We start from the raw sequence: 23,161 nt of genomic DNA, 5'->3' as shown, positions 1-23,161 counted from the left end.
GTGCTTCTCCGGCGCCTCTGGTTTGGGAGGGTCGGGACGCCGGCGGGCCCAGGGCCGGTGCGGCTCCGCCAGGCCGCCTGCTGAGGCGAACCGGAGACCGCCCCGTCAGGCCCTCCCTGCCGGGCTGGCCACGTTCCGCTCGGCCTCCAGGGCGGCGATGGCGATGCGGGTGGGCACCACCGCGTCGGGGTTGAGGCTGATCGAGTCGATCCCCTCCTCCACCAGGAAGCGGGCGAAGTCGGGGTAATCGCTGGGGGCCTGGCCGCAGATGCCGATCTTGCGGCCGCAGCGGCGGGCCGTGCGGATCGCCAGCCGGATCATGTCCTTGACCGCGGGATGCCGCTCTTCGAACAGGTCCGCCACCAGGGCCGAATCCCGGTCGAGCCCCAGGGTGAGCTGGGTGAGGTCGTTGGAGCCGATCGAGAAGCCGTCGAAGCGCTCGGCGAAGGCCTCGGCAGCGATCACGTTGCTCGGCAGCTCGCACATCACATACACCTCCAGGCCGTCCTTCCCCCGCACCAGCCCCTCGCCGGCCATCACCGCCAGCACCCGGTCCCCTTCCTCGGGGGTGCGGCAGAAGGGGACCATCGGGATGACGTTGGCCAGCCCCATCGACTCCCGCACCCGCCGCAGGGCCCGGCACTCCAGCGCGAAGGCGGCGCGGAAGGCGGGGGCGTAGTACCGCGAAGCCCCGCGCCAGCCGATCATCGGGTTCTCCTCGGTCGGCTCGAAGGCTGCCCCGCCCAGGAGGCGGGCGTACTCGTTGCTCTTGAAGTCGGAAAAGCGCAGGATCACCGGCCGGGGATGGAAGGCGGCGGCGATCCGGGCCATGCCCTGGCTGAGCAGGTCCACGTAGTAGTCGGCCGGTGTGTCGTACCCCGCCACCAGCGCGGCGATGGCGGCCCTCTCGGCTGGGTCCGCCACCCGCCCGGGTTCCAGCAGGGCCATGGGGTGCACCCGGATGTGGTTGGCGATGATGAACTCCAGCCGGGCCAGGCCCACGCCGTCGCAGGGGATCGAGCCCAGGTGGAAGGCCTCCTCGGGGTTGCCCACGTTCATCAGGATCCGGGTGCGGGTGGCCGGCAGGTCGCCGATGGCCTGCTCCTCCACCCGGAACGGCACCGCCCCCCGGTAGACGTGCCCCACGTCCCCTTCGCAGCAGCTCAGGGTGATGGTGTCGCCGTCGGCGATCCGGCCGGTGCCGTCGCCCGTGCCGACGATCGCCGTCAGGCCCATCTCCCGGGCGATGATCGCCGCGTGGCAGGTGCGGCCCCCCTGGTCGGTGACCACACCGCTGGCCTTGCGCAGGATCGGTTCCCAGTCGGGGTCCGTGCGGCGGGTCACCAGCAGGTCACCGTCCATGAACCGGGCGATCTCGCCGGGATCATGGATCACCCGGGCCCGGCCGCTGCTCACCGAGGCGCCGATGGCCCGGCCGCTGGTGATCTCTTCGGCCGTGTGCGGCTCCAGGTGCCAGCTGCGCAGCACCGCCCCGCCCCGGCGGGATTCCACCGTTTCCGGCCGGGCCTGGAGGATGAACAGCTCGCCGCTGAGGCCGTCCTTGGCCCATTCGATGTCCATCGGGGTGGGTACCCCGCGGCGCTCGCCGTAGTGGCGTTCGATCACGCAGGCCCAGCGCGCCAGGGTCAGGGCCTCGGCGTCGCTGAGGGCGAAGCGCCGGCTGTCCTCGGGGGCCACGGCCTCGTTGCGCACCGCCCGGCCATCGCCGCCGCCGGGGTCGGCATAGACCATGCGCAGGGCCTTGCTGCCCAGCCGCCGGCTCAGGATCGGGGCGAACCCCTGCTCCAGGGTGGGCTTGAAGATCAGCCACTCGTCGGGGTTCACGGCCCCCTGCACCACGTTCTCCCCCAGCCCCCAGGCGGCGGTCAGCAGCACGGCGTCGCGGAAGCCGGTTTCGGTGTCGATGCTGAACATCACCCCGGAACTGGCGAGGTCGGAGCGGACCATGCGCTGCACCCCGATCGAGAGGGCCACCTCCAGGTGATCGAAGCCGTGCTGCTGCCGGTAGACGATGGCCCGATCGGTGAACAGCGAGGCGTAGCAGCGCCGGCAGGCCTCCAGCAGTGCCGCCTCCCCCTCGACGTGCAGAAAGGTCTCCTGCTGCCCGGCGAAGCTGGCTTCCGGCAGATCCTCGGCGGTGGCGCTGGAGCGCACCGCCACCACGGCCGGGCCACCGCCGGAGGCCAGTTCATTGCTGAGCTCCCGGTAGGCCGCCACGATCGCCTGCGCCAGCTCAGGGGGCAGCTCCGCCTGGCCCAGCCGCTCCCGGGCCCCCTGCCCGGCCGCCTGCAGGGCCGCCAGATCGTCGGCATCCAGCCCGTCGAGCAGCCCGGCCAGGACGGGTCTGAGCCCGTTGGCGGTGATGAACAGCCGGTAGGCGGCCGCCGTGGTGGCGAAGCCCCCCGGCACCCGGACGCCGGCGGGCTCCAGCCGCTGGATCATCTCGCCCAGGGAGGCGTTCTTGCCGCCCACCTCGGCGATGGCGTCGAGGCCGACCCCGGCCAGGGGCACGACGAGCCGATCGGAGTCCCGCATCCCCTTCGCCCTGACTGAGCCAACTCTGGGCCCGCCCTCCCCTGGCGGCGCCGGGCTGTGATCTTTGGTCGTCGCGCCGGTGCCTGGGCCGGCGCTCAGGGGTCAGGGTCGGGGTCGGGCGGGCCGGATTCGGGCAGCAGCTGGGCCAGCAGGCCGGCTCCCATCAGGACGGCGCCGAGGGTGAGGGCCAGGCCCCGGTTGGCGGCGGCGGGGCCGTCCACCCAGGTGCCGGCGGCCAGGAAGGCCCCTCCCAGCAGCAGGGTGGGCACCAGCACGATGCCCTTCGCGGTGCGGTTGAGGCTCATGGGCAGGCCTCCGGCCGGGCCAGGCCGGCACCGATCAGCCCGTCGGCGATGTCCTCGCCGCCGGCCAGCAGGCTCACCCGGGCCAGCAGGGTGCCGTCCCGCTGCCCCAGGGGGCGCAGGTTCACCCGGGTGCGGCGGGGCAGGGCCTGCCGCAGCCAGCTGATCGCCTCGGCTTCCTGCCCGGGAGCCAGCTCCATGCAGGCCAGTTCCACGGGATAGCTGCGGTTGCCGTCCCCCACCTGCAGCAGGGTGCCGCTGCGCACCTGGTACACCTCTGCCGCGGCGGCCGCCCCGGGCCAGGCGATCACCAGGGCCAGCAGGACCCCCAGCAGGGTCAGAGCTTGGCGCCGCAACTGGGGCAGAAGAGGTGGGCGCTGGCCGTGGTGCTGCCGCAGGCGTTGCATTGGCGGATGGTGTCGATGGCCAGTTCGGGATGGCTGGGCAGGCCCACCATCTGGGCGTTGCTGGCGCCCGGGGGCACCATCGGGTAACAGTTCTCGTTGCGGCGCACGCGCACATCGACGAACACCGGGCCCGGATGGGCCAGGGCCTCGGCGAGGCCGGAGCGCAGCTGGGCCCGGTCGGTGATGCCGATGCCCTTGACGCCGAAGGCTTCGGCCAGGGCCGGGAAATCGGGCATGCCGCCGGTCATCTCGGAACTGGAGTAGCGCTCCTCGTAGAAGCTCTCCTGCCACTGGCGCACCATCCCCTGCCAGCCGTTGTTGAGCACCACCACCTTCACCGGCAGCTGGTACTGGCTGAGGGTGCCCAGCTCCTGGATGTTCATCAGGATGCTGGCGTCGCCGGCCACGCAGATCACCGTCTCGTCGGGGAAGGCGGTCTGGACGCCCATGGCGGCGGGCATGCCGAAGCCCATGGTGCCCAGGCCGGCACTGCTGATCCAGCGCCGGGGTCCGTTGCGCAGGAACTGGGCCGCCCACATCTGGTGCTGGCCCACATCGGTGGTGTAGAAGGCCTCGGGCGCCAGCTCCCGCAGGGCGATCACCACCTCCTGGGGGGCGATCTCGCCGGTGGGCTGGGGGATCACCAGCGGGTAGTGGTGCTTCCAGGTGTCGATGCGCTCCAGCCAGGCGTCGGTGCGGCGGTTGGAGCCTTCGCCGACCGAGGCCTGCAGCAGGGCCTCCAGGGCCTGCTTGACGTCGGAGACGACGGGCACCTCGGGCACCCGGTTCTTGCCCACCTCGGCCGCATCGATGTCGATGTGGATCACCTGGGCCCGGGGGGCGAAGCTGTCGAGACGGCCGGTGACCCGGTCATCGAAGCGGGCCCCGACGGCGATCAGCAGGTCGCACTCGGTGACGGCGAAGTTGGCGTAGGCGGTGCCGTGCATGCCGAGCATGCCGACGGAAAGGGGGTGGTTCTCGTCGAAGGCCCCCTTGCCCATCAGGGTGGTGGTGACCGGCAGCCGGAACCGTTCGGACAGCTGGTGCACCTCGGCGTGGGCGTCGGAGGCGATGGCGCCGCCACCCACATAGAGCAGGGGGCGCCGGGCCTGGCGGATCAGGCCCAGGGCGGCGGCGATGGCCTCCGGTCGGGGGGCCGGGGAGCGCTTGAAGCCGGAGGGGATCGCCGATCCCGGGGCCACGGGGGTGTAGTCGAACTCCTCGGCCCCCACGTCCTTGGGCACGTCGATCAGCACCGGCCCGGGCCGGCCGCTGGCGGCGATCAGGAAGGCCTCCGCCACGATGCGGCCGATGTCGGCGGGGTCGCGCACCACCCAGGAGTGCTTCACGATCGGCAGAGTGATGCCGAAGATGTCGGTCTCCTGGAAGGCATCGGTGCCGATGGCGGCCCGGGGCACCTGCCCGGTGATGACCACCATCGGCACCGAGTCCATCTGGGCGGTGGCGATCCCCGTGACCAGGTTGGTGGCACCGGGGCCGGAGGTGCCGAAGCAGACGCCCACCCGGCCGGTGGCGCGGGCGTAGGCGTCGGCGGCGTGGGTGCCGCCCTGCTCGTGGCGCACCAGGATGTGCTGCAGCCAGCCCCGGGCCTCCGCCTTGTGGAGCTCGTCGTAGATGGGAAGGATGGCGCCGCCCGGGTAGCCGAAGATGTGGCGGACGCCGTGGCGATGCAGGGCATCCATCAGGGCGTAGGCCCCGCTCACCCGCATCGGCGCTGACGACGGCGCCGGAGCCTCAGGGGTGGAGGCACTGGGGCTGCTGGTCCCGGCGGCGGCGATGGCGGAGGGAAGGGGCGTGAGCGTCACGGCGGCGGCTGGGGTCGGGCGAAGGGGAGGGAGTCGTCAGGATGGGAGAGCGGTCGGCCCGGGTGCCAGGCGTCCGGGCAGGGGTCTCGGAACCATCAGCGGAAGACGCCAAGGTTAGGTCGCTGGAGGGGGTTTGGGTTGCGCTGACGGCGGCTCTCCGCCATGGCCCGCAACACTCGGGCTGGATCCATCCAGGCGCCCCGATAACGCATGCCCCAGTGGAGGTGGGGTCCGGTGGTGCTGCCCGTGAGGCCCACATGGCCGATCACCTGGCCGGTGGCCACCCGCTGTCCCTCCCGCAGCAGGATGCCGCCGCTGCGGTAGACCCCGTTGCCGGCCTGGCCCCCGAGGTGGCAGTAGATGTGCTCGTAGCTGCCGGAGCGGATCACCAGCCCGTTGCCGCAGCCGCCGTCGACGATCACCTCGCTCACCGTTCCCGCCCACCAGCTGCGGATCGGCGATCCCAGGGGCGCCGCGATGTCGATGCCGTAGTGGGGTCGGACATCGCCGCTGAGGGGGTGGGAGCGCATGCCGAAGCCGCTGGTGTAGCCCGCGAAGCTCGCCACCGGAAATACCCCCCGGCCCCAGAGGCTGGCGTTGCGGGCCTCGGCGGGCAGCGCCTGACTGCTCAGCCCCAGGGTGGCGGCGATCACCAGCGACCGGCTCCGCAGGCCGGGACGCCTGGGGCGCTCAGAGCAGTCCAAGGGCATGCAGCGGGCCGTGACCGGTGAGCAATTCCAGCAGAAAAGCGGAGAATCCGACCATCGCCAGCCGGCCATTCCAGACCTCGGAGCTGTTGTTCCAGCCCCAGGCCCACTTGTCCTGGGGATAGAGCTTGACCTTCTTGGGCAGCTGGGCCGCCATGTCGAGATTCACCTCCGGGCCCGCCATGGCTTCCTGCACCAGGTCGGCGAGGCCCTGGATGAAGGTGGGGTCGGTGTCGAGGGCCGGCACCCGGCGGAAGTGGCTCACACCGGCTTCGGTGGCGATCTCCCGGTACTCGATGTCGATCTCCTCGAGGGTCTCGATGTGCTCGCTCACGAAGCTGATCGGCACCACCACCAGCTCCTGGACACCCTGCTCACCGAGCTCCCGCAGGGCGTCCTCGGTGTAGGGCTTGAGCCATTCCACCGGACCCACCCGGCTCTGGTAGGCGAGGGTGGAGGGGTTGGGGTGGCCCAGCAGCTGGGCGAGCCGCTCCATCACCAGCGCGGCGCAGGCCTCGATCTCCTTCTGATAGGGGTCGCCGGCCTCCTCCACGTAGCTCTTGGGCACCCCGTGGGCACTGAAGAAGATGTGGGCCGACTCCGGTGCCTCGCAGTGGTGGATCTCGCGGGCGATCAGCCCCGCCATGGCATTGATGTAGCCCGGATGGTCGTACCAGCTGCGGATGCAGCGGATCGGCAGGCGTCGGAAGGCCGGGTCGGCCTGACGCAGGCGCTGCAGCTCCCGGAAGCTGGAGCCGCTGGTGCTGATCGAGAAGTGGGGATAGAGCGGCAGCACCACCACCTCCTCCACGCCGTCGGCCTTGATGTCGCCCACCGCCGATTCGGTGAAGGGGTGCCAGTAGCGCATCGCCACGTAGCTGGTGGCATCGACACCCTCCTGGCGCAGGCGGCTCTGCAGCTCCCGGGCCTGCTGCTCGGTGATGCGGCGCAGGGGGGAACCGCCGCCGATGGAGCGGTAGGCCTCCTTCGACTTGCCGCTGCGGAGCGTGCTGATCAGCCAGGCCAGCGGCTTCTGCAGCGCCGGCGTGGGCAGGCGGATGATCTCCGGATCGGAGAACAGGTTGTAGAGGAAGGGCCCGACGTCCTCGATCCGTTCCGGACCGCCGAGGTTCAGCAGCAGCACGCCGACCCTGGCCATGCCTTCGATCAGAAAGGCAGAGCGTAACCCCGCCTCCCCACCGGCGGCTGCCCGAGGGTCACCGCCCCCTGCCCTGGCGGCTCACGGACGGCAGGGGTAGTTTCCGGCTCAGCTCCCCGATCGCATCGCCATTCCCCCGGCCGCTGATCTGACAGAACTGGTGCGGCAGCGGAACCGGCAGCTGGCGGCCTCCGGCACGGCCCTGCGGCTGGAGATCCGCCAGCAGCGGCTCGGTCTGCGCGGGCCCCTGCCCTGTGCGAAGGGCACGGCGGCGCGGCCCGTGCAGCGGATCAGCCTGGGGCTGCCGGCCACGGCGGAGGGGGTGGCCGCCGCCCTCGACCAGCTGGCCCGGGTGCGGGAGGCGGTCGAGCGGGGCCGCTTCTCCTGGGAGCACTGGCGCCGCCGGCCGGCCGCACCAGCGCCCTCCCCAGCCGCCGGGGCCGCAGGGGAGCCGTGCCCTGCGCCTGCGCCACTGGCCTCGGCTGACGCCCCCGCCGGGGCCGCGGAGCTCACCTCGCTGCTGGCCGGCTTTGAGGCCGCCTTCTTCGCCGATCCCCGCCGCCGGCGCCGGCCCGCCGGCAGCCGCAGCACCTGGAGCGGCGCCTACCGGCCCTACCTGCGGCGGCTGGCGGCGGTGGCCGCCGCTTCGGCGCAAGCGCCGGCGGCCGTGGACGTGCCCCTGCTGGAGCGGGTGCTGGAGACCTACCCCCTGGCCAGCCGCAGCCGCCAGCAGTGCGGCCTCGCCCTGGGGGCCCTCGCCCACCACCTGGAGCTGCCCCTGCCGCCCGACTGGAGCGAGCGCAGCGGCGGCTACGGCCTGCATGTGGCCCGCTTCCGGGGCCTGCCCAGCGACGGGCGCATCCTGGAGCTGGTGGAGGCCATTCCCAACCCCCGCTGGCGCCTGGCCTATGGCCTGATGGCCACCTACGGCCTGCGCAACCACGAGGTGTTCTTCTGCGACCTCTCCGCCCTGGCGCCGGGGGGCGACCGGGTGCTGCGGGTGCTGCCCACCAGCAAGACCGGGGAGCACCAGGTGTGGCCGTTCCAGCCCGACTGGGTGGAGCGCTTCGGCCTCGAGAGCCTGGGGGAGGGCGGCGCGGCGCTGCCCCGGGTCTGCACCGACCTGCGCCGCACCACCCTGCAGCAGGTGGGCCGGCGGGTGGCGGAGCAGTTCCGCCGCTATGGGCTGCCGATCACCCCCTACGACCTGCGCCACGCCTGGGCCGTGCGCACGATCCACATCGGCCTGCCCGACACGGTGGCGGCCCGGATGATGGGCCACTCGGTGGCGATCCACACCCGCACCTACCACCACTGGATCACCCGCCGCGACCAGCAGCAGGCGGTCGACACGGCCCTGGCGCGGCTCCGCCAGAGTGCCCCAAACGGACACGGCTCCCCATGACGGCGAACGCCTCCTCTCCCTCCACCGCCGCCGCGGATGACACCCTGGCCCTGGATCGCCAGGCCGAGGAGCTGGGCCCGGGGGGCGACCTGGCCCCCGAGGTGGACCAGGAGGCCTACCGCCGCCGCATGCAGCGGCGCCGCGAGGTGCAGCAGCAGCGGGTGGGGGAGCGGAACCTGGAGAAGGGCCTGGTGCTCGTGTTCACCGGCGAGGGCAAGGGCAAGACCACGGCGGCCCTGGGCCTGGTGCTGCGCACCCTGGGCCATGGCGGCAAGGTGGCGGTGGTGCAGTTCATCAAGGGCGGCTGGCAGCCGGGGGAGGCCCGGGCCCTGGAGCGGTTCGGCGACGACCTCCACTGGCACGCCCTGGGGGAGGGCTTCACCTGGGAGACCCAGGACCGGGAGCGGGACCGCCAGCTGGTGCAGAGCGCCTGGGAGCGCTCCTGCGCCTACCTCGCCGACGGCGAGCGCAGGCTGGTGGTGCTCGATGAGATCAACGTGGCCCTCAAGCTGGGCTATCTCGACCCCGAGACGGTGCTGGAGGGTCTGGCCCTGCGTCCGCCCCTCACCCACGTGGCCCTCACGGGCCGTGGCGCCCCGGCGGCCCTGCTGGAGCGGGCCGATCTGGTCACGGAGATGAAGGTGGTGCGCCACCCCTTCCGGGAGCAGGGGGTGAAGGCCCAGGCGGGCATTGAATACTGAGATCGTTCTGAAGTCGGGCCAGGCTGCAGACCAGCACCGACAGCCCGCTGACCAGCAGGGCCCGGTGCACCTCCGGCTCGCCCCAGAACCCCGGGCTGCAGCTGGCCCGGTCCAGGGCCGAGAGGGTGAGCCGGGCCATCACGTCACTGCTTCGGGGGCCGCTGGGGACGGGACATCCGGGCGGGTCGACGGCCATGGCGGTGCTCCTTTGCGGCAGTGAAGCGGCTGGCGCCGGCGACGGCAAGCTGGTGGCGGCGCGGGAGGGGTTGCTACTGTTCGGCCGATCGCACGAGTCGATGGCCTACAGGCGCGTTCTCCTCAAACTCAGCGGTGAAGCGCTGATGGGTGACCAGGGCTATGGGATCGATCCCGCCATCGTTCAATCGATCGCCAAGGATGTGGTCGAGGTGGTTTCCGGCGGCACCCAGCTGGCGATCGTCGTCGGCGGCGGCAACATCTTCCGGGGCCTGAAGGGCTCGGCGGCGGGCATGGACCGGGCCACGGCCGACTACGTCGGAATGCTCGCCACGGTGATGAATGCCATCACCCTGCAGGACGGGCTGGAGCGGGCCGGGGTGCCCACCCGCGTCCAGAGCGCCATCTCCATGCAGGAGGTGGCCGAGCCCTACATCCGCCGCCGGGCCATCCGCCATCTGGAAAAGGGAAGGGTGGTGATCTTCGGCGCCGGCTGCGGCAATCCCTTCTTCACCACCGACACCACCGCCGCCCTGCGGGCGGCGGAGATCAACGCCGACGTGATCTTCAAGGCCACCAAGGTGGACGGGGTCTATGACAAGGATCCCGCCAAGCACAGTGACGCGGTCCGCTACGAAACCCTCACCTTCCTCGACGTGCTGAGCGGCGAACTCGAGGTGATGGACAGCACCGCCATCGCCCTGTGCAAGGACAACGCCATCCCGATCGTGGTCTTCGACCTGTTCGGCTCGGGCAACATCGGCCGGGCGGTCGCCGGTGAGCCCATCGGCACCAGCATCGTGCCGGCGGCCCGCCGCTGACGTCCCCTCCCCACCACCCTTCCCCTGCCATGGATCTCGAAGCCAGCATGCGCAAGTCGGTGGAAGCCACCCAGCGCACCTTCAACACCATCCGCACCGGTCGGGCCAACCCCTCCCTGCTCGACAAGCTGACCGTCGAGTACTACGGCTCCGAAACGCCCCTCAAGGCGCTGGCGACGATCTCCACCCCCGACGCCCAGACGATCCAGATCCAGCCCTTCGACAAGGGCTCGATGGCGCTGATCGAGAAGGCCATCGCCATGAGCGATCTGGGCCTCACCCCCAACAACGACGGCCGGGTGATCCGCATCAACATCCCCCCCCTCACCGAGGACCGCCGCAAGGAGCTCTGCAAGCTCGCCGCCAAGTACGCCGAGGAGGGCAAGGTGGGCCTGCGCAACCTGCGGCGCGAAGGGATCGAGCGGATCAAGAAGCAGGAGAAGGACGGCGAATTCTCCGAGGACCAGAGCCATGACGAGCAGGAGAAGGTCCAGAAGCTGACCGATCGCTACATCGCCGAGCTGGAGAAGCACCTGGCCGAGAAGGAAGCCGACATCCTCAAGGTGTGAGCAGCCCTGCCGATGCCGACGTGATCGTCGTCGGGGCCGGCCCCGCCGGCGGCGCGGCGGCGTTCCACCTGGCCCACCTGGGCCGGCGGGTGATCCTGCTGGAGGCCCAGCGCCCGGGGCGCTCCAAGCCCTGCGGCGGCGGCATGGCCGCCTCGGTGCAGCGCTGGTTCCCCTTCGATCTGAGCCCCGCCGTCGACCAGGTGATCCGCCGGGTGCGGTTCACCTGGTGCCTGGAGGATCCGGTGACGGCCGAGCTGCCGGGGGAAGCCCCGTTCTGGATCGTGCGCCGCAGCGTTCTCGATGCCTTCCTGGCCGAGCGGGCCGTCGAGGCCGGCGGCGAGCTGCGCCACGGCTGCCGGGCCGAGCGGATCGAGCGCACTGGCGATGGCCTCTGGGAGGTCGCCGGACCGGGGGACCTGCGGCTGCGGGCCCGGGCCGTGGTGATCGCCGACGGCTCCGGCTCCCGCTTCGCGGCGCCCCTGGGCCTGGGGCCCTCCCGGCCCCGCTTCGCCGCCACGGTGTCGGTGGAGGTGGCGGCCGATCCCGAGCCCGCCGACATGGCCCGTTTCGAGTTCGGCCTGGTGCACCACGGCTTCTGCTGGGTGTTTCCCCGCCGGGGTGGCTACAGCATCGGGGTGGGTACCTTCGTCGGCCAGCAGGAGGCCGACAGCGGGGCGGTGCTCTCCGCCCTGCTGCCCAGCCTGGGGCTGCCGGCGACGGCGGGGGAGCGCCGCCACGGCCAGCTGCGCCTCTGGAACGGCCACCACCCCCTCCATGGCCCGGGCCTGCTGGCCGTCGGCGACGCCGCCTCGCTCTGCGATCCCTTCCTGGCCGAGGGCCTGCGCCCGTCCCTGCTCAGCGGCTGCGAAGCGGCCGCGGCCCTCGACCGCTGGCTCGACGGCGACGGCCCCGCCCTGGAGCACTACAGCCTGCGCATGCGCGAGGCCTGGGGCGATTCGATGGCCTGGGGCAAACGCATCGCCCAGGTCTTCTACCGGGTGCCGCGGGTGGGTTACCAGCTCGGCGTCAAGCGGCCCACCGCTCCGCAGCGCATCGCCCAGATCCTCTCCGGGGAGATGGGCTACGGCGAGATCGCCCAGCGGGTGATCCGCCGGCTGCTGTTCCAGCGGGGCTGAGGGCTCAGGAGCGGCTGGCGCCCTTCAGGTCCCGCAGGCGCTGGTCGATGGAGCCCAGCAGCTCGATGGCGAACATGGGCGCCTCCTGGACGGCGAACAGGAACTTCTCGCGGTTCATCACCAGCAGCCGGCAGGGGGTGAGGGCCGTGGCATGGCCGTAGCGGCGGTGGTCCTGGGTGACCAGGGCCCCGGCCCCGAAGACGTCGCCGGCCTGGATGTCCTCGTGGCCGGCATCGGCGTTCCAGCTCAGCCGCACCGTCCCCTCCAGCAGGCCGAACATGCAGTCACCGGGCTCCCCGGCCCGGAAGATGACGGAACCCGCCTCGACGTCCCGCACCTCACCCTTGTCGGCGAGGGCGCGCATGGTGTCGAGGGCGTGGACGGTGTGGGCCATGCGCGAACAGGGGGGAGGGTCCATCCTTGCCCATCAAGGTGAACAACCGATCAAGGCAGGGGCGGCGGCGGGCGGCCCGGGCTTCAGCGGCTGATCGCCAGCGGCGCTCCCAGGCCGCCGCGCACATCCTCGGGGGCGAGACGGCCGTCGTTGTCGGTGTCGAGGGCATCGAAGACCGCATCGCTGCCGAGCCATTCCTCCCTGGTGATGCAGCCGTCGCCGTCGAGATCGTTGAGCAGGAAGATCTCGTGCACCGCATGGGTGAAGGCGGCCCCGCCCTCGATCACGGCCAGACGATGGGCCAGCTGGCCTTCGAGGGTCTCGATCGCCTTGGAGAAGCCGCGGATGCCCTCATCGAGCTTCTCGCTGGCCATCGCATCCGCGGCCATCATCGTGCGGAAGGTGGCCTCATCGACGTGGATCCGCTCTTCGCTGGCGCCCGGATGGGCGGCATCCAGGCGGCGTTCCAGCGGAGCCTCGCTCTGGCGCAGCTGGTCCATCAGGGTCGGGGAGATGGTCAGAAGGTCGCAGCCGGCCAGTTCGATGATCTCGTCGATGTTGCGGAAGCTGGCCCCCATCACCTCGGTGCCGTAGCCGTGGGTCTTGAAGTAGTTGAAGATCCGCGTCACCGAGAGCACGCCGGGATCCTCCGCCCCGGGATAGCTGTCGCGACCGGTGGATTTCTTGTACCAGTCGAGGATGCGCCCCACGAACGGGGAGATCAGGGTGATGCCCGCCTCGGCGCAGGCCACGGCCTGGGCGAAGCCGAACAGCAGGGTGAGGTTGCAGTGGATCCCCTCGCGCTCGAGCACCTCCGCCGCCTTGATGCCCTCCCAGGTGGAGGCGATCTTGATCAGCACCCGGTCGGTGCCGATGCCCGCCTGGGCGTAGAGGCCGATCAGCTTGCGGGCCTTGGTGATGGTGGCCTCGGTGTCGTAGCTGAGGCGCGCATCCACCTCGGTGGACACCCGTCCCGGGACGATCTTGAGGATCTCCTTGCCGAAGGTGACGCTGATCTCGTCGATGGCCTCGCGCACCACGTCCTCGGCGGGGGCCTCGGCACCGATCACCTGCCGGGATTCGCGCAGGGAGCGGTCGATCAGCTCCTGGTAGGTGGGGATCTGGGCGGCGGCCAGGATCAGGGACGGATTGGTGGTGGCATCCCGCGGTGTGAACTGGCGGATCGCGTCGATGTCGCCGGTGTCGGCCACGACCACGGTCATGGCGGCCAGTTGTTCGAGAAGGTTGGCCATCGTGGAACGGTGTCGGGCGCGATGTCTGCTGGCCTTGACGCTAGCCATGGCCCCCCGCGGCGAGGCACGGGGGTTGTGGGAATGAGGACAGGCTGGCTCAGGAGCGGCTGGCCTTGGCGGTGATCCGGGCCGTGGGCTGGCTGGGGGGCACCTTCTCGATCACCAGCAGGGCCTCGGCGATCTGCCGGGCCACCGGCAGGGCCACGGTGGAGCCGTAGGCATTGCCCCCCTGGGGTTCGTCCACCACCACCAGCACCACGTAGCTGGGATCCTCCGCCGGCAGGATCGCCACGAAGCTGCAGATCCGGGCCCCGGGGATGTACACCCCGTTGCGGGCCTTCTGGGCCGTGCCCGTCTTGCCGGCGATCCGGTAGCCGGGGATCTTCATCCCCTTGCCGTTCTCCACCACCGATTCCATCCACTTGACCACGGTGCGGGTGACGGCCGGGTCCAGCAGCTGGACGCCCGTGGGGGCGGTGGCGCTGGCCAGGGCATCGCCGGAGCGCAGGCCGCGGGTGATGTGGGGGCTCACCAGCCGGCCGCCGTTGGCGAGCATCCCGTGCAGCTGCAGCAGCTTGAGGGGGGTCAGGGAGAAGCCCTGGCCGAAGGCGGCGACCGCCGGCTCGATCGGCGCCGAGGTGAACTCGCTGCGGCTCTTCAGCTGGCCGGCCACGGCCCCGGGCAGGTCGGTGTCCGGCATCTCGTCGATGCCGAAGGCCCGCAGCCAGTGCCAGAAGCGATCGCGTTTCACCTGGGCCATGGCCTTCACCATCGCCACGTTGCTGGACACCTGCAGCACCGTGGGGAAGTCGATCAGGCCGTTGGCGCGGCGATCGTGGTTGAAGATCGGCCAGCCACCGATCGTCAGCTGGCCCACGTCGTTCACCTTGTCGCCGGGGCGGATCGCCTTCTCCTGGAGGGCCAGGGCCAGGTTGATGGGCTTGAAGGTGGACCCCGGCTCGTAGAGATCCTGCACCGACCATTCCCGGAACAGGGCGGGGCTGTAGCTCCAGAACCGGTTGGGGTCGTAGGTGGGGGTGGAGGCCAGGGCCAGGATCTCGCCGTTGCGGGCATTCATCACCAGGGCCCCACCCTGCTTGGCCCGCCACTGCTTCACCTGCTTGGTCAGGGCCTGCTGGGCCACCTGCTGCAGACGGGCATCGAGGGTGAGCTGCAGCCGCAGGTCGTCGCCGTAGAGCGCCCCGGCCTGGAGGCCGTCGGGCAGGGGGGTGCCGTCGGCGCCGCGGCGCATGCTCAGGGTCACCTCCTGGCGGCGCAGGTCCCGGTCGCGGCTCTGCTCCAGGCCGGCCTGGGCCACCCTCTCCAGGTTGAGGAAGCCCACCACATTGGCGAACAGGGACCCCTGGGGATAGACGCGCTGGGGATAGGCCTCCAGATCGAGGCCGCTGATGCCCAGCTCCTTGACCCGGTGCGCCGTTTCCGGATCCAGGCCGGTGGCGAGCTTGACGCCGCTGCGGCGGCTGCCGATGGTCCGCAGCAGGTCGGCCGGCGGCTGGGCCAGCACCTTGGAGAGCTCCCTGACCACGTCGGCGGGGGGACGGATCTGCTGGGGTTCGTCGCCGGGAAGGTTGAAGTAACGGGGGTGGGCCCAGAGGGTGAAGCGCTCCTCATCGAGGGCCACCAGCCGGCCCATCCGGTCGACGATGGTGCGCCGCTTGCCGATGGGCGTGACCGCATGGGTCTGGATGGCCCGGGCCCGGGCCTGGAGCTCGGGGGACTTGACCACCTGCAGCCAGGCCAGCCGTCCCGCCAGCCCGACCAGGGCCGCGCACAGCAGCACATAGACGGTGAGCATGCGGCCGGTGGGGATCGGCTGGATCTCCACCACCCGACGGGTTGCCGTTCCCCTGGGGCGACGCCCACCCCCGGTGGCGGTCACCGGGGGGCGGCCCTCGCCGGGCCCGGAACGGGAGGCGGGGGGCATCAGTAGCCGGCCGGGATGGCCCGCAGCTGGAAGCCGGCGAGCAGCGGCAGGGGGGCGCGGGGGCGGCTGCTGCGGGGTTCGGGCAGATGGATGAGCTTGGCGCTGCTGGTGGGCTCCAGCAGGCCGGGACGCCGCACCAGGCTGAGGTGATGCTGCTCGAGCAGGGCGGACGACTCCTGCATGCGGTGCTCGAGGGTCTTGGAGGCCTCCAGCTTGGCGAAGCTGTACGCCCACTGGTTCTGCCAGTGCAGGGTGAGGGCGCTCAGGCCGAGCATGGACAAGCCCAGTCCCACCAGGGCGCCGCTGCTGATCCGATGCAGGCCGGCCAGCCAGGGGGCCTGCCGTTCGATCCGGCGTGCCGAGAGCGACCCCTCGATCAGCTGCAGGGGCCGCTGCAGGGACCTCGGATTCGGCAGCGGAGACTGGCTGCGTGGGGCGGGGGAGGCGGCCAAGGGACCTGATAGGCACTGCGCAAGTGAACCACCCATCGGGGACCGCAGCAAGCGCCGTCAGTCGGCGAGAAAGAGGAGATTCATGAAGGTCATCCCGTTCCAGAGGGCGTGCATCAGCACGGCGCTCCCCAGCCGGCCGCTGCGCCACCGCAGCCAGCCGAGGCCCAGGCCGAGCACGAACAGCGGGGCCAGTTCCGACAGGCTCAGGTGGGCGATCGCGAACACGGAGGCACTCAGCACCACGGCACCGGCTCCGCCGAGCCTCTGGCCCGCCACCGGCAGCAGCACGCCCCGGAACAGGACCTCCTCGAACAGGGGCGCCACCACCAGGGCGGTGACGGCGAAACAGACCAGTGCCAGCGGGTCGGCGCTGGTGAGCACCAGGTCGAGGAGGGGGTTGCTGCCTCCAGGGTCGGCCCAGACCCGGTCGATCGCCCAGCTCGAGGCCGTCACCACCGGCAGCACCATCAGCAGGCTGGCCAGCGCACCGCCCAGGGCCGAGCGGGCCGGCCGCCACCGCCACTGCAGCCAGCCCCCCGGCGGAGGGGTCCCCCGGCGCGGCAGCATCAGGGCCAGCAGCAGCAGCGGTGCGGCCATCAGGGCGGCGTAGAGCACCAGCACCTCGATGCCCTGGCTGAGGGCCCTGGGGGCGGCCAGGCGCTGCAGGGCGATCTGCAGCGGCGGCTGCACCACCATGGGAACGACGACTTCGCCGAGCACGACGAAGCCGCCGGCGATCAGCAGGGTCACATCGACGGGGCTCAGGGGCGGGCCCACCAGCGGCGGCGCGGCGCCCAGCCGGCCGCGCCAGGCCAGCCAGCCCTGACGCAGCAGCAGGGCGGCCCCCACCAGCAGGAACAGGGCCGGCAGGGTGGTCACCGCCAGCAGCATGAGCAGCAGCCGCAGGGACCGTTCCTCCGCCGGACAGGCCCCCGGGTCCCCCGGCAGCTGTTCGCAGACCAGCTGCTGCACCATCAGCGGCGCCGACCAGGGGGCGAGCAGCTGCTCGCGTTGCTCCGCCGTCACCGGCCGTCCGTCGAGCAGTGCCTGGATCAGGGGACGCCGCCCGGCGTCCACCTGGGTCGCCAGCTGCCCCAGCTCCGTGGCGTCGTCCAGGGCTGCCGCGCTCCCGGCGTCGCGCTCCAGCAGGGCGCTCTCGAGGCGGCGCAGGGCCAGCGGTGGCTCCTCGGCGGCCTCCATCTGCCGCCGCAGCTCATCGCCCAGCTCCCGCCGCGGATCCTCCCCGGTGAGCAGCGGCCGCAGCCCCTCCGGAACGGCCTCGGCCGCCAGGGCGGTCAGCTCGAGCTGCCGCAGGCTGAGGGAATCGACCACCGACGGGCGCTCGAGGCTGTCGATCAGGCCGCCCACCCAGAGCAGGCCGCACAGCGCCAGGCTGAGCAGGGCGAGAAGGCTCTTCCAGCCCGGTGGGGAGGCGGGCGGTCCGGATCGGGAAGGGGTTCCGTTCAACCGGACCACCTCGGCGGCGATGGGTGCTGATTCTCCCCTGCGCCCGTCCCATACGATGGCCGTGCCTGCGCCACAAGCACCTTGCCCCTTCGCATCGTGCTGGTCCGCCATGGGCTGAGCAGCTTCAACCTGGAGCACCGCATCCAGGGCCGTGACGACCTCTCCAACCTCACCGAGGAGGGGCAGCGCCAGGCCCGTCGCACGGGGGAGGCCCTGGCGGAGCTCGCGTTCACCGCGGTCTACAGCTCACCGCTGCAGCGGGCCAGCGCCACCGCGGCCGCCCTGCTGACCCGCCACGGCTCGCCGCAGGCCCCCGTTTTCGACGACGACCTGCTGGAGATCGATCTGGCGCCCTGGAGCGGCCTGCTGCGCAGCGAGGTGCGGGCCGTCGATCCGGAGCAGGAGCGCCGCTGGCGCGAGGCCCCCGAGACCATGGAGCTGCGGCGGGCCGACGGCTCCACCTACCGCCCGGTGCCCGAGCTGCTGGAGCAGGCGGGCCGTTTCGCCGATCGCCTGCTGGCCCGCCACGGCGATGACGACACCGTGCTGGTGGTGGCCCACAACGCCATCCTGCGCTGCCTGGTGCTGCACCTGCTGGGGCTGCCGGCGAGCGGCTTCCTGCGCCTCAGGCTCGACAACGCCTCCATCTCGGTGCTCAACCTGGTCCGCGGCGAGGGCGGGCGCCCCTCGGTGCAGCTGGAATCCCTCAACGGCACCGCCCACCTGGGCACGGCCCTGCCCCCGGCCGGACCGGGGTGCCGGTTGCTGCTGGTGCGCCATGGCGAGACCGACTGGAACCGGGAGGGCCGGTTCCAGGGCCAGATCGACATTCCCCTCAACGCCCACGGCCTGGCCCAGGCGGAGGCGGCGCGGGCCTTTCTGGCCCCGATCCCGCTGCAGCGCGCCTACAGCAGCGACATGGCCCGCCCCCTGCGCACCGCCGAGGTGATCCTGGGCTCCCATCCGGGGGTGCCGCTCACCACCGCCCGGGGCCTGCGGGAGATCGGCCACGGCCTCTGGGAGGGCCGGCTGGAGAGCGAGATCGCCGCCGGCTGGCCCGACCTGCTCGCCGCATGGAAGCGCACCCCCGAGACCGTGCAGATGCCGGAAGGGGAGACCATCGGCGGGGTGTGGGACCGGTCGCTGGAGGCCTGGAACCGGATCGTCGCCGGGCTGGATCCCCAGGAGACGGCCCTGGTGGTGGCCCATGATGCGGTCAACAAGACCATCCTCTGCGCCCTGCTCGGCCTCACCCCCGCCGACATCTGGGCCGTCAAGCAGGGCAACGGCGGCGTGACCGTGATCGACTACCCCCGGGGGGCGACGGCGCCGCCGGTGGTCAGTGCCCTCAATCTCACCGCCCATCTGGGGGGCGTGATCGACCGCACGGCCGCCGGCGCCCTCTAGCCGGCCCATCCCACCGAGGCCCCTGCCATGGTCCGTCAGCTGCTGATCCGCGGGGTGACTCTGCTGGAGGCCCCGGGGCGGCCGCCGCGACGGGCCGACGTGCTGCTGGAGGACGGGGTGCTGCGGGCGATCGACCCGCAGCCGGACGTGGTCCCGGGGGCGGCGGGCGTCGCTCCGTTCGACGCCGAGGGCTGCTGGCTGGCACCGGCCCTGGTGGATCCCCACAGCGTGCTGGAGGACCCCCTGCAGGGGCGTGCCGAAACCCTGGCCAGCCTCCGGGAGGCCGCCGCCTCGGGCGGCTACGGCACCGTGGCCCTGCTCCCGTGGGCCTCCAGCTGGCGCGATCGGCCCGAGCGGCTGGCCTGGAGCTGGCCGCACCCGATGCGCCTTCTCAACTGGGGCAGCTTCAGCGTCGACGGCCTCGACCGGGACCTGGCCCCCCACGGCGACCAGCTGGCCGCCGGCGCCTGCGGCCTGGCGGCCGGGGCGGCCCTGCCGCCGCTCGATCTGCTGGAGCGCGGCCTGCGGCTCGGGGAGATGGGGGACCGGCCGGTGCTGCTGCCGCCCCGGGACGGGGCCCTGGCCCGGCGCGGCTTCGTGCGGGAGCGGGTGGAGGCCCTGCGGGCGGGCTGGCCCCTCGATCCCCCCGGCAGCGAGACCCTCCCCCTCGAGACCCTGCTCTCCCTGGCCGACGATCTGCCCGCGGCGAACCTGCGGCTGATGAATGTCTCCACCGCCGAAGCGGTGGCCCGGCTGCGGCGCCATGGCCAGGCGCCCATGGCCTCGGTGGGCTGGTGGCACCTGGTCGCCGACAGCGGCGGCCTCGATCCCGCCGACGAGGGCTGGCTGGTGGAGCCATCCCTGGGGGGGCCGGCTGATCGGCGCGCCCTGATCGACGGCCTGGCCGACGGGGTCATCAGCGCCGTCGCGGTGCACCACATCGCCCTGGATGCGGAGGAGGAGCTGCTGCCCCTCGACCAGCGCCGCCCCGGCGTGGCGGGTCACGGTCTGGTGCTGCCGCTGCTGTGGGAGGAACTGGTGGGACGGCGGAGCTGGCGGCCGGAGCAGCTCTGGCAGGCCCTGTGCTGGGGACCCGCCCGCTTCCTGGGCCTGCCGGAGCCGGTGCTGGAGGCCGGCACGTCGCAGTGGCTGCTGTTCGACCCCCACCGCCCCTGGCGCTGGGAGGAGGCCCCCGATGGCTCCCTGGCGGCCAACCGGCCCTGCCGGGGGCGACCGCTGCAGGGTCAGGTGCTGGCGTGCGGACTCAGCGATCCGGCGCGCTGGGCTCTGGCAGCGGACCGGCCGAGCTGAACGGGAAGAAGCGCCAGAAGGCCCGGCCGATCAGCTCGCTCTCGGGCAGCAGCGGCCCCCCGGGCCAGAAGCGGGCATCCCAGCTGTTGGCCCGGTTGTCGCCCATCACCACCAGATGGCCGGGGGGCACCACCACGTCGATGGTGCGGCAGGGTCCGACCCCCTGACGGTCGACCGGGCAGTAGTTCTTCACGTAGGGCTCGTCGAGGGGACGGCCGTTGATGCTGACCCGGCCGCGGGGGTCGGCCACCACCCGTTCGCCGGGCAGGCCGATCACCCGCTTGATGTAGGCATCGCAGGCCGGCTGCTGGATCCCGGGCAGGGAGCCGATCAGGGGCAGGTTGACCAGCAGGCAGCGCAGAGCTCCCGGCTTGGTCGGGCCGGTGAGGATCGGATCGAAGTGGTACGGGGAGCGGAACACCACCACCTCACCGCGCCGCGGGGGACGCTGGCGGAAGGACAGCTTCTCGACAAGCAGCCGGTCCTGGAGCTGCAGCCCCGGCAGCATCGAGCCGGAGGGGATGTAGCGGGCCTCCAGCAGGAACTGGCGGATGCCCAGGGCCACCGCCAGGGTGATCAGCACGCTGCGCCAGAAGGCCCAGGGGCTCTCCTCCCGCTCCTCCTGGTGACGCTGCGGCTCCGGGCTGGGCGTCGGCTCGTCGTGGGCGCCGTGGTCGGCCGGTGGATCCGAGGGGCTCAAGGGGTTCGCGCGGCAGGTTCCATGGTCGGGAGGCAGATTAGGCACGCACCCGCCCGCCGCGTCCCCGATGGCACGCCCACGCTGGCACCAGAGCCTGGCCGCGCCCTCGAGCCGGCTGGAGCGGCGCTGGGATCGCTTCGTGGCCCTCTGGGCCGCCCTCAACCTGCTCTGGGTGGCCTTCGACATCAGCTACATCCCCCTGCGCACCTTCTGGCTGCAGCGCAATCTCTACCCGCTGCCGTCGGTGCCCCTGGCGGTGCCGCTCACCTTCATCCCCGACATCACCCCCTGGGTGGATCCGATCAAGGGGATCGAGCCGCACCGCGAGACCCAGGCCTACCTGCGCCAGTTCGACCGGCTGGACGCGGCCCTGGGCCAGGGCCCGACGGGTGCCGTCACCCCGATGCAGCGCCAGCTGCTGGCCGAACAGGCGCGGCTCACCGCCGAGATGATCGACTCCAACCCGATGCTGGCCTCGGGCACCTCCGGCACCCTGGAGAAGATCAAGAACCGCCTGCGCCAGCGCGCCGACCGGGACTCGGCCAAGCAGGCGGCGGCGGTGCTGCTGAGCCCGGAATGGATCGACGCCCATCCCTGGCCGCAGGAGCGGCTGTTCTGGCGCCAGCAGGTGCTGCCGCTGGTGGCCACCACCTACTGGCGCTCGATCGATGAGAACGGCCGCCCCACCGACCATTTCTGGCGCTACGACCTGCTCCTGTTCCAGAGCGTCTTCGCCCTCGACATCCTCCTTCGGGCCATCCGGCTGCGCCGCCGCCTGCCGGGCCTGAGCTGGGGCCGGGCCCTGCTGCGGCGCTGGATCGACCTGCCCCTGCTGCTGCCCTTCTGGCGCTGGCTGCGGGTGGTGCCGGTGCTGGAGCGGCTCCACACCAGCGGCCTGATCAGCATCGAACCGCTGCGGGCCGTGATCAGCCGGGCGGTGGTGGCCCTGCTGGCGGTCGAGCTGTTCGAGGTGCTGGCCCTGCAGCTGATCGACGGGCTGCAGCAGCTGATCCGCTCGCGCCGCTGGCCGATGCGGATCCGCGCCCTGCGCAGCCATCAGATGGTGGTCAGCAACGACGAGCGCGAGCTGGTGGAACTGGTGCGGATCTGGGGCCCCCTGCTGCTGGTGCGGGTGGCCCCGCGCCTGGCCCCCGAGCTCCAGGGGGTGCTCGGCCATGCCCTGCAGCAGAGCCTCCAGAACGCGATCGTGCCGCCGGGCCTGCGCCAGCTCCAGCCCCTGCTGCAGGTGGAGAAGGGGCTCAGCCGCCAGCTGGCCGGCGGGATGGTGGACAGCCTGCTCGACCTCACCCGCACCACCGGCGAGCGCCTCAGCCGCCGCGACGACCAGCAGCTGGAGCTGCTGCAGCGGTTCATCGACCGCTTCTGGGAGGAACTGGCCGATGCCCTGGAGAGCGGACCGGCCCTGGAGCGCTCCCAGCAGCTGCTGTGCACCTTCCTCGAGGAGTTCAAGGGCAACTACCTGAGCCAGATCAGCCGGGCCGGTATCGAGGGCCTGATCGAGGAGCTCGACCAGATCATGGTGAAGGGGGCCCAGGGGCCGGAGGGTCGCAACGACTCCCCTGACCCAGCAGCTCCTCCCAGTCCTGGGGACGGAACCCGGTGAGAATGCGACCGGAGGCGGTGACCAGGAAGGGACGCTTGATCAGGCGCCCGTCGGCCGCCAGGGCGGCCAGGGCCGTGTCCCGGTCCATCGCCTTGACGGTGGCGGCCCCCAGGGCCCGGTAGCTCTGGCCGCTGGTGTTGAACAATCGCCCGTAGCCCCCGGACTGGTCGTGGGCGGCGGCCAGCAGCTCCAGGGGCGGCGGGCTGGTGGTGATGTCGATGGCCTCGAAGGGAATCGCCCGTTCCCTCAGCCAGGCCAGCGCCTTCCGGCAGGTGCCGCAGCCGGCGTACTGGTAGAGAACGAGTGGGGCCCGGTCGCCGGCCATCGCGCCTACTTGCGGCCCACCAGCGCCTTGAGGGCCCCGACCAGGCTGTTGGAGCCCTTGCCCACACCGGCGTCCGGCCTGGTGCGGATGGTCACGTCGCCGTTGACGGTGGTGCGGCAGCTGAGGCGGTAGCTCGCAGGCCGATCCGCCAGGTAGACCTCCTCCACATCGCTGCGGGGGGAGAGGTTGCGGGCCCCCTCCACCACCTCCACCACGCAGGTGCCGCACTGGCCGAGGCCACCGCAGTTGTTGAGGTTGTTGAGGCCCGTGTAGGGATTCACCCCGGCGTCGAGGGCCGCCTTGCGGAGATTGGCCCCTTCGATGCAACCAACCTGCTGGCCTTCCTTTTCGAAACGGATGGTGGGCACGGTCGATCGGGGGTGAGGGGCGCCGCCCAACTTAGGTCACGCCCCGTCGTTTCGATCCCGGTTTCGTTGCCTTGAGAAAGGATCGGGGCGGCCGGGAGGGGCTGCCTACGATGGCCGGGTTGCCCGCAGAC

At 72.0% G+C, this 23,161-nt stretch carries 22 protein-coding genes; 8 read left to right on the top strand and 14 right to left on the bottom strand.

Annotated features, from left to right (window positions below; all coding sequences use genetic code 11):
• Positions 1–105: 105 nt before the first annotated feature.
• The 6 genes from ppsA to hemH form a co-directional block, all read right to left on the bottom strand.
• A complete protein-coding gene (gene ppsA / locus L107_RS13055; protein ID WP_159819515.1) occupies positions 106–2,556 on the bottom strand; it encodes a phosphoenolpyruvate synthase in 2,451 nt (816 codons plus the stop codon).
• 95 nt (positions 2,557–2,651) lie between these two features.
• Positions 2,652–2,861 (bottom strand): GIVxVP protein, encoded by a 210-nt coding sequence (locus L107_RS13050; protein WP_159819513.1) that lies wholly within the window; start codon positions 2,859–2,861, stop codon positions 2,652–2,654.
• Positions 2,858–3,214: a hypothetical protein gene (locus L107_RS13045; protein WP_159819511.1), complete on the bottom strand. Its 357-nt coding sequence runs from the start codon at positions 3,212–3,214 to the stop codon at positions 2,858–2,860. The genes L107_RS13050 and L107_RS13045 overlap by 4 nt, the downstream gene beginning before the upstream one ends.
• Positions 3,196–4,995, bottom strand: a complete 1,800-nt coding sequence (gene ilvB, locus L107_RS13040; RefSeq protein ID WP_159819713.1) for a biosynthetic-type acetolactate synthase large subunit — start codon at positions 4,993–4,995, stop codon at positions 3,196–3,198. Before ilvB ends, L107_RS13045 begins: the two co-directional genes overlap by 19 nt.
• 191 nt (positions 4,996–5,186) lie before the next feature.
• The gene (locus L107_RS13035) at positions 5,187–5,744 is read right to left on the bottom strand and encodes a M23 family metallopeptidase (RefSeq protein ID WP_236550688.1); all 558 of its coding nucleotides are present in this window, start codon (positions 5,742–5,744) and stop codon (positions 5,187–5,189) included.
• A gap of 37 nt (positions 5,745–5,781) precedes the next feature.
• Positions 5,782–6,957, bottom strand: coding sequence for a ferrochelatase (gene hemH / locus L107_RS13030; RefSeq protein WP_159819507.1), 1,176 nt, complete (start codon positions 6,955–6,957; stop codon positions 5,782–5,784).
• A gap of 160 nt (positions 6,958–7,117) precedes the next feature.
• On the opposite strand from hemH, the gene L107_RS13025 reads away from it, so the two are divergent.
• The 5 genes from L107_RS13025 to L107_RS13005 all read left to right on the top strand — a co-directional run bounded on the left by L107_RS13025 (position 7,118) and on the right by L107_RS13005 (position 11,784).
• Positions 7,118–8,362 carry a site-specific integrase gene (locus L107_RS13025; protein ID WP_201295895.1) on the top strand — a complete coding sequence of 415 codons (1,245 nt, stop codon included), beginning with the start codon at positions 7,118–7,120 and terminating at the stop codon, positions 8,360–8,362.
• On the top strand, positions 8,359–9,063 hold the full coding sequence (cobO, locus tag L107_RS13020; RefSeq protein WP_159819505.1) for a cob(I)yrinic acid a,c-diamide adenosyltransferase: 705 nt from the start codon (positions 8,359–8,361) through the stop codon (positions 9,061–9,063). The genes L107_RS13025 and cobO overlap by 4 nt, the downstream gene beginning before the upstream one ends.
• Positions 9,064–9,359: 296 nt before the next feature.
• Positions 9,360–10,079, top strand: coding sequence for a UMP kinase (gene pyrH / locus L107_RS13015; protein WP_159819709.1), 720 nt, complete (start codon positions 9,360–9,362; stop codon positions 10,077–10,079).
• A gap of 29 nt (positions 10,080–10,108) precedes the next feature.
• Positions 10,109–10,648, top strand: coding sequence for a ribosome recycling factor (gene frr, locus L107_RS13010; RefSeq protein WP_159819503.1), 540 nt, complete (start codon positions 10,109–10,111; stop codon positions 10,646–10,648).
• Positions 10,645–11,784 carry an NAD(P)/FAD-dependent oxidoreductase gene (locus L107_RS13005; protein WP_159819501.1) on the top strand — a complete coding sequence of 380 codons (1,140 nt, stop codon included), beginning with the start codon at positions 10,645–10,647 and terminating at the stop codon, positions 11,782–11,784. The genes frr and L107_RS13005 overlap by 4 nt, the downstream gene beginning before the upstream one ends.
• A 4-nt stretch (positions 11,785–11,788) precedes the next feature.
• Here L107_RS13005 and L107_RS13000 read toward each other — a convergent pair whose 3' ends face one another.
• From L107_RS13000 to L107_RS16935, 5 genes are all read right to left on the bottom strand, one after another.
• Positions 11,789–12,178 (bottom strand): Crp/Fnr family transcriptional regulator, encoded by a 390-nt coding sequence (locus tag L107_RS13000; RefSeq protein WP_015107737.1) that lies wholly within the window; start codon positions 12,176–12,178, stop codon positions 11,789–11,791.
• A gap of 83 nt (positions 12,179–12,261) precedes the next feature.
• Positions 12,262–13,431, bottom strand: a complete 1,170-nt coding sequence (locus L107_RS12995) for a transaldolase (RefSeq protein ID WP_159819499.1) — start codon at positions 13,429–13,431, stop codon at positions 12,262–12,264.
• A gap of 97 nt (positions 13,432–13,528) precedes the next feature.
• Entirely contained in the window at positions 13,529–15,376 is a 1,848-nt protein-coding gene (locus L107_RS12990; protein ID WP_159819497.1) for a penicillin-binding protein 2, read from the bottom strand.
• Positions 15,376–15,828, bottom strand: coding sequence for a hypothetical protein (locus L107_RS12985; RefSeq protein ID WP_159819495.1), 453 nt, complete (start codon positions 15,826–15,828; stop codon positions 15,376–15,378). The genes L107_RS12990 and L107_RS12985 overlap by 1 nt, the downstream gene beginning before the upstream one ends.
• Before the next feature lie 57 nt (positions 15,829–15,885).
• Positions 15,886–17,304, bottom strand: a complete 1,419-nt coding sequence (locus L107_RS16935) for a CPBP family intramembrane glutamic endopeptidase (RefSeq protein WP_304523562.1) — start codon at positions 17,302–17,304, stop codon at positions 15,886–15,888.
• A gap of 72 nt (positions 17,305–17,376) precedes the next feature.
• Between L107_RS16935 and L107_RS12975 the strand changes: the two genes are divergently transcribed.
• On the top strand, positions 17,377–18,702 hold the full coding sequence (locus L107_RS12975) for a histidine phosphatase family protein (RefSeq protein WP_159819491.1): 1,326 nt from the start codon (positions 17,377–17,379) through the stop codon (positions 18,700–18,702).
• 27 nt (positions 18,703–18,729) lie between these two features.
• Positions 18,730–20,013, top strand: a complete 1,284-nt coding sequence (locus L107_RS12970) for a dihydroorotase (protein ID WP_159819489.1) — start codon at positions 18,730–18,732, stop codon at positions 20,011–20,013.
• Here the strand turns inward: L107_RS12970 and lepB are convergent.
• Positions 19,967–20,713, bottom strand: coding sequence for a signal peptidase I (lepB, locus tag L107_RS12965; protein WP_159819487.1), 747 nt, complete (start codon positions 20,711–20,713; stop codon positions 19,967–19,969). The two genes, L107_RS12970 and lepB, sit on opposite strands and share 47 nt — an antisense overlap.
• Before the next feature lie 67 nt (positions 20,714–20,780).
• On the opposite strand from lepB, the gene L107_RS12960 reads away from it, so the two are divergent.
• Positions 20,781–22,337 (top strand): hypothetical protein, encoded by a 1,557-nt coding sequence (locus tag L107_RS12960; RefSeq protein WP_159819485.1) that lies wholly within the window; start codon positions 20,781–20,783, stop codon positions 22,335–22,337.
• On the opposite strand, the gene L107_RS12955 is transcribed toward L107_RS12960, so the two are convergent.
• Entirely contained in the window at positions 22,249–22,662 is a 414-nt protein-coding gene (locus L107_RS12955; protein ID WP_159819483.1) for a Spx/MgsR family RNA polymerase-binding regulatory protein, read from the bottom strand. The two genes, L107_RS12960 and L107_RS12955, sit on opposite strands and share 89 nt — an antisense overlap.
• Positions 22,663–22,667: 5 nt before the next feature.
• The gene (locus tag L107_RS12950; RefSeq protein WP_015107747.1) at positions 22,668–23,030 is read right to left on the bottom strand and encodes a 2Fe-2S iron-sulfur cluster-binding protein; all 363 of its coding nucleotides are present in this window, start codon (positions 23,028–23,030) and stop codon (positions 22,668–22,670) included.
• Positions 23,031–23,161 lie beyond the last annotated feature (131 nt).

It is taken from the genome of Cyanobium sp. Copco_Reservoir_LC18 (assembly GCF_009834675.1).
Lineage (GTDB): Bacteria > Cyanobacteriota > Cyanobacteriia > PCC-6307 > Cyanobiaceae > Cyanobium > Cyanobium minutissimum.
Note: the sequence above shows the minus strand (reverse complement) of the source record. Positions and strands in the feature narration are given on the sequence as shown.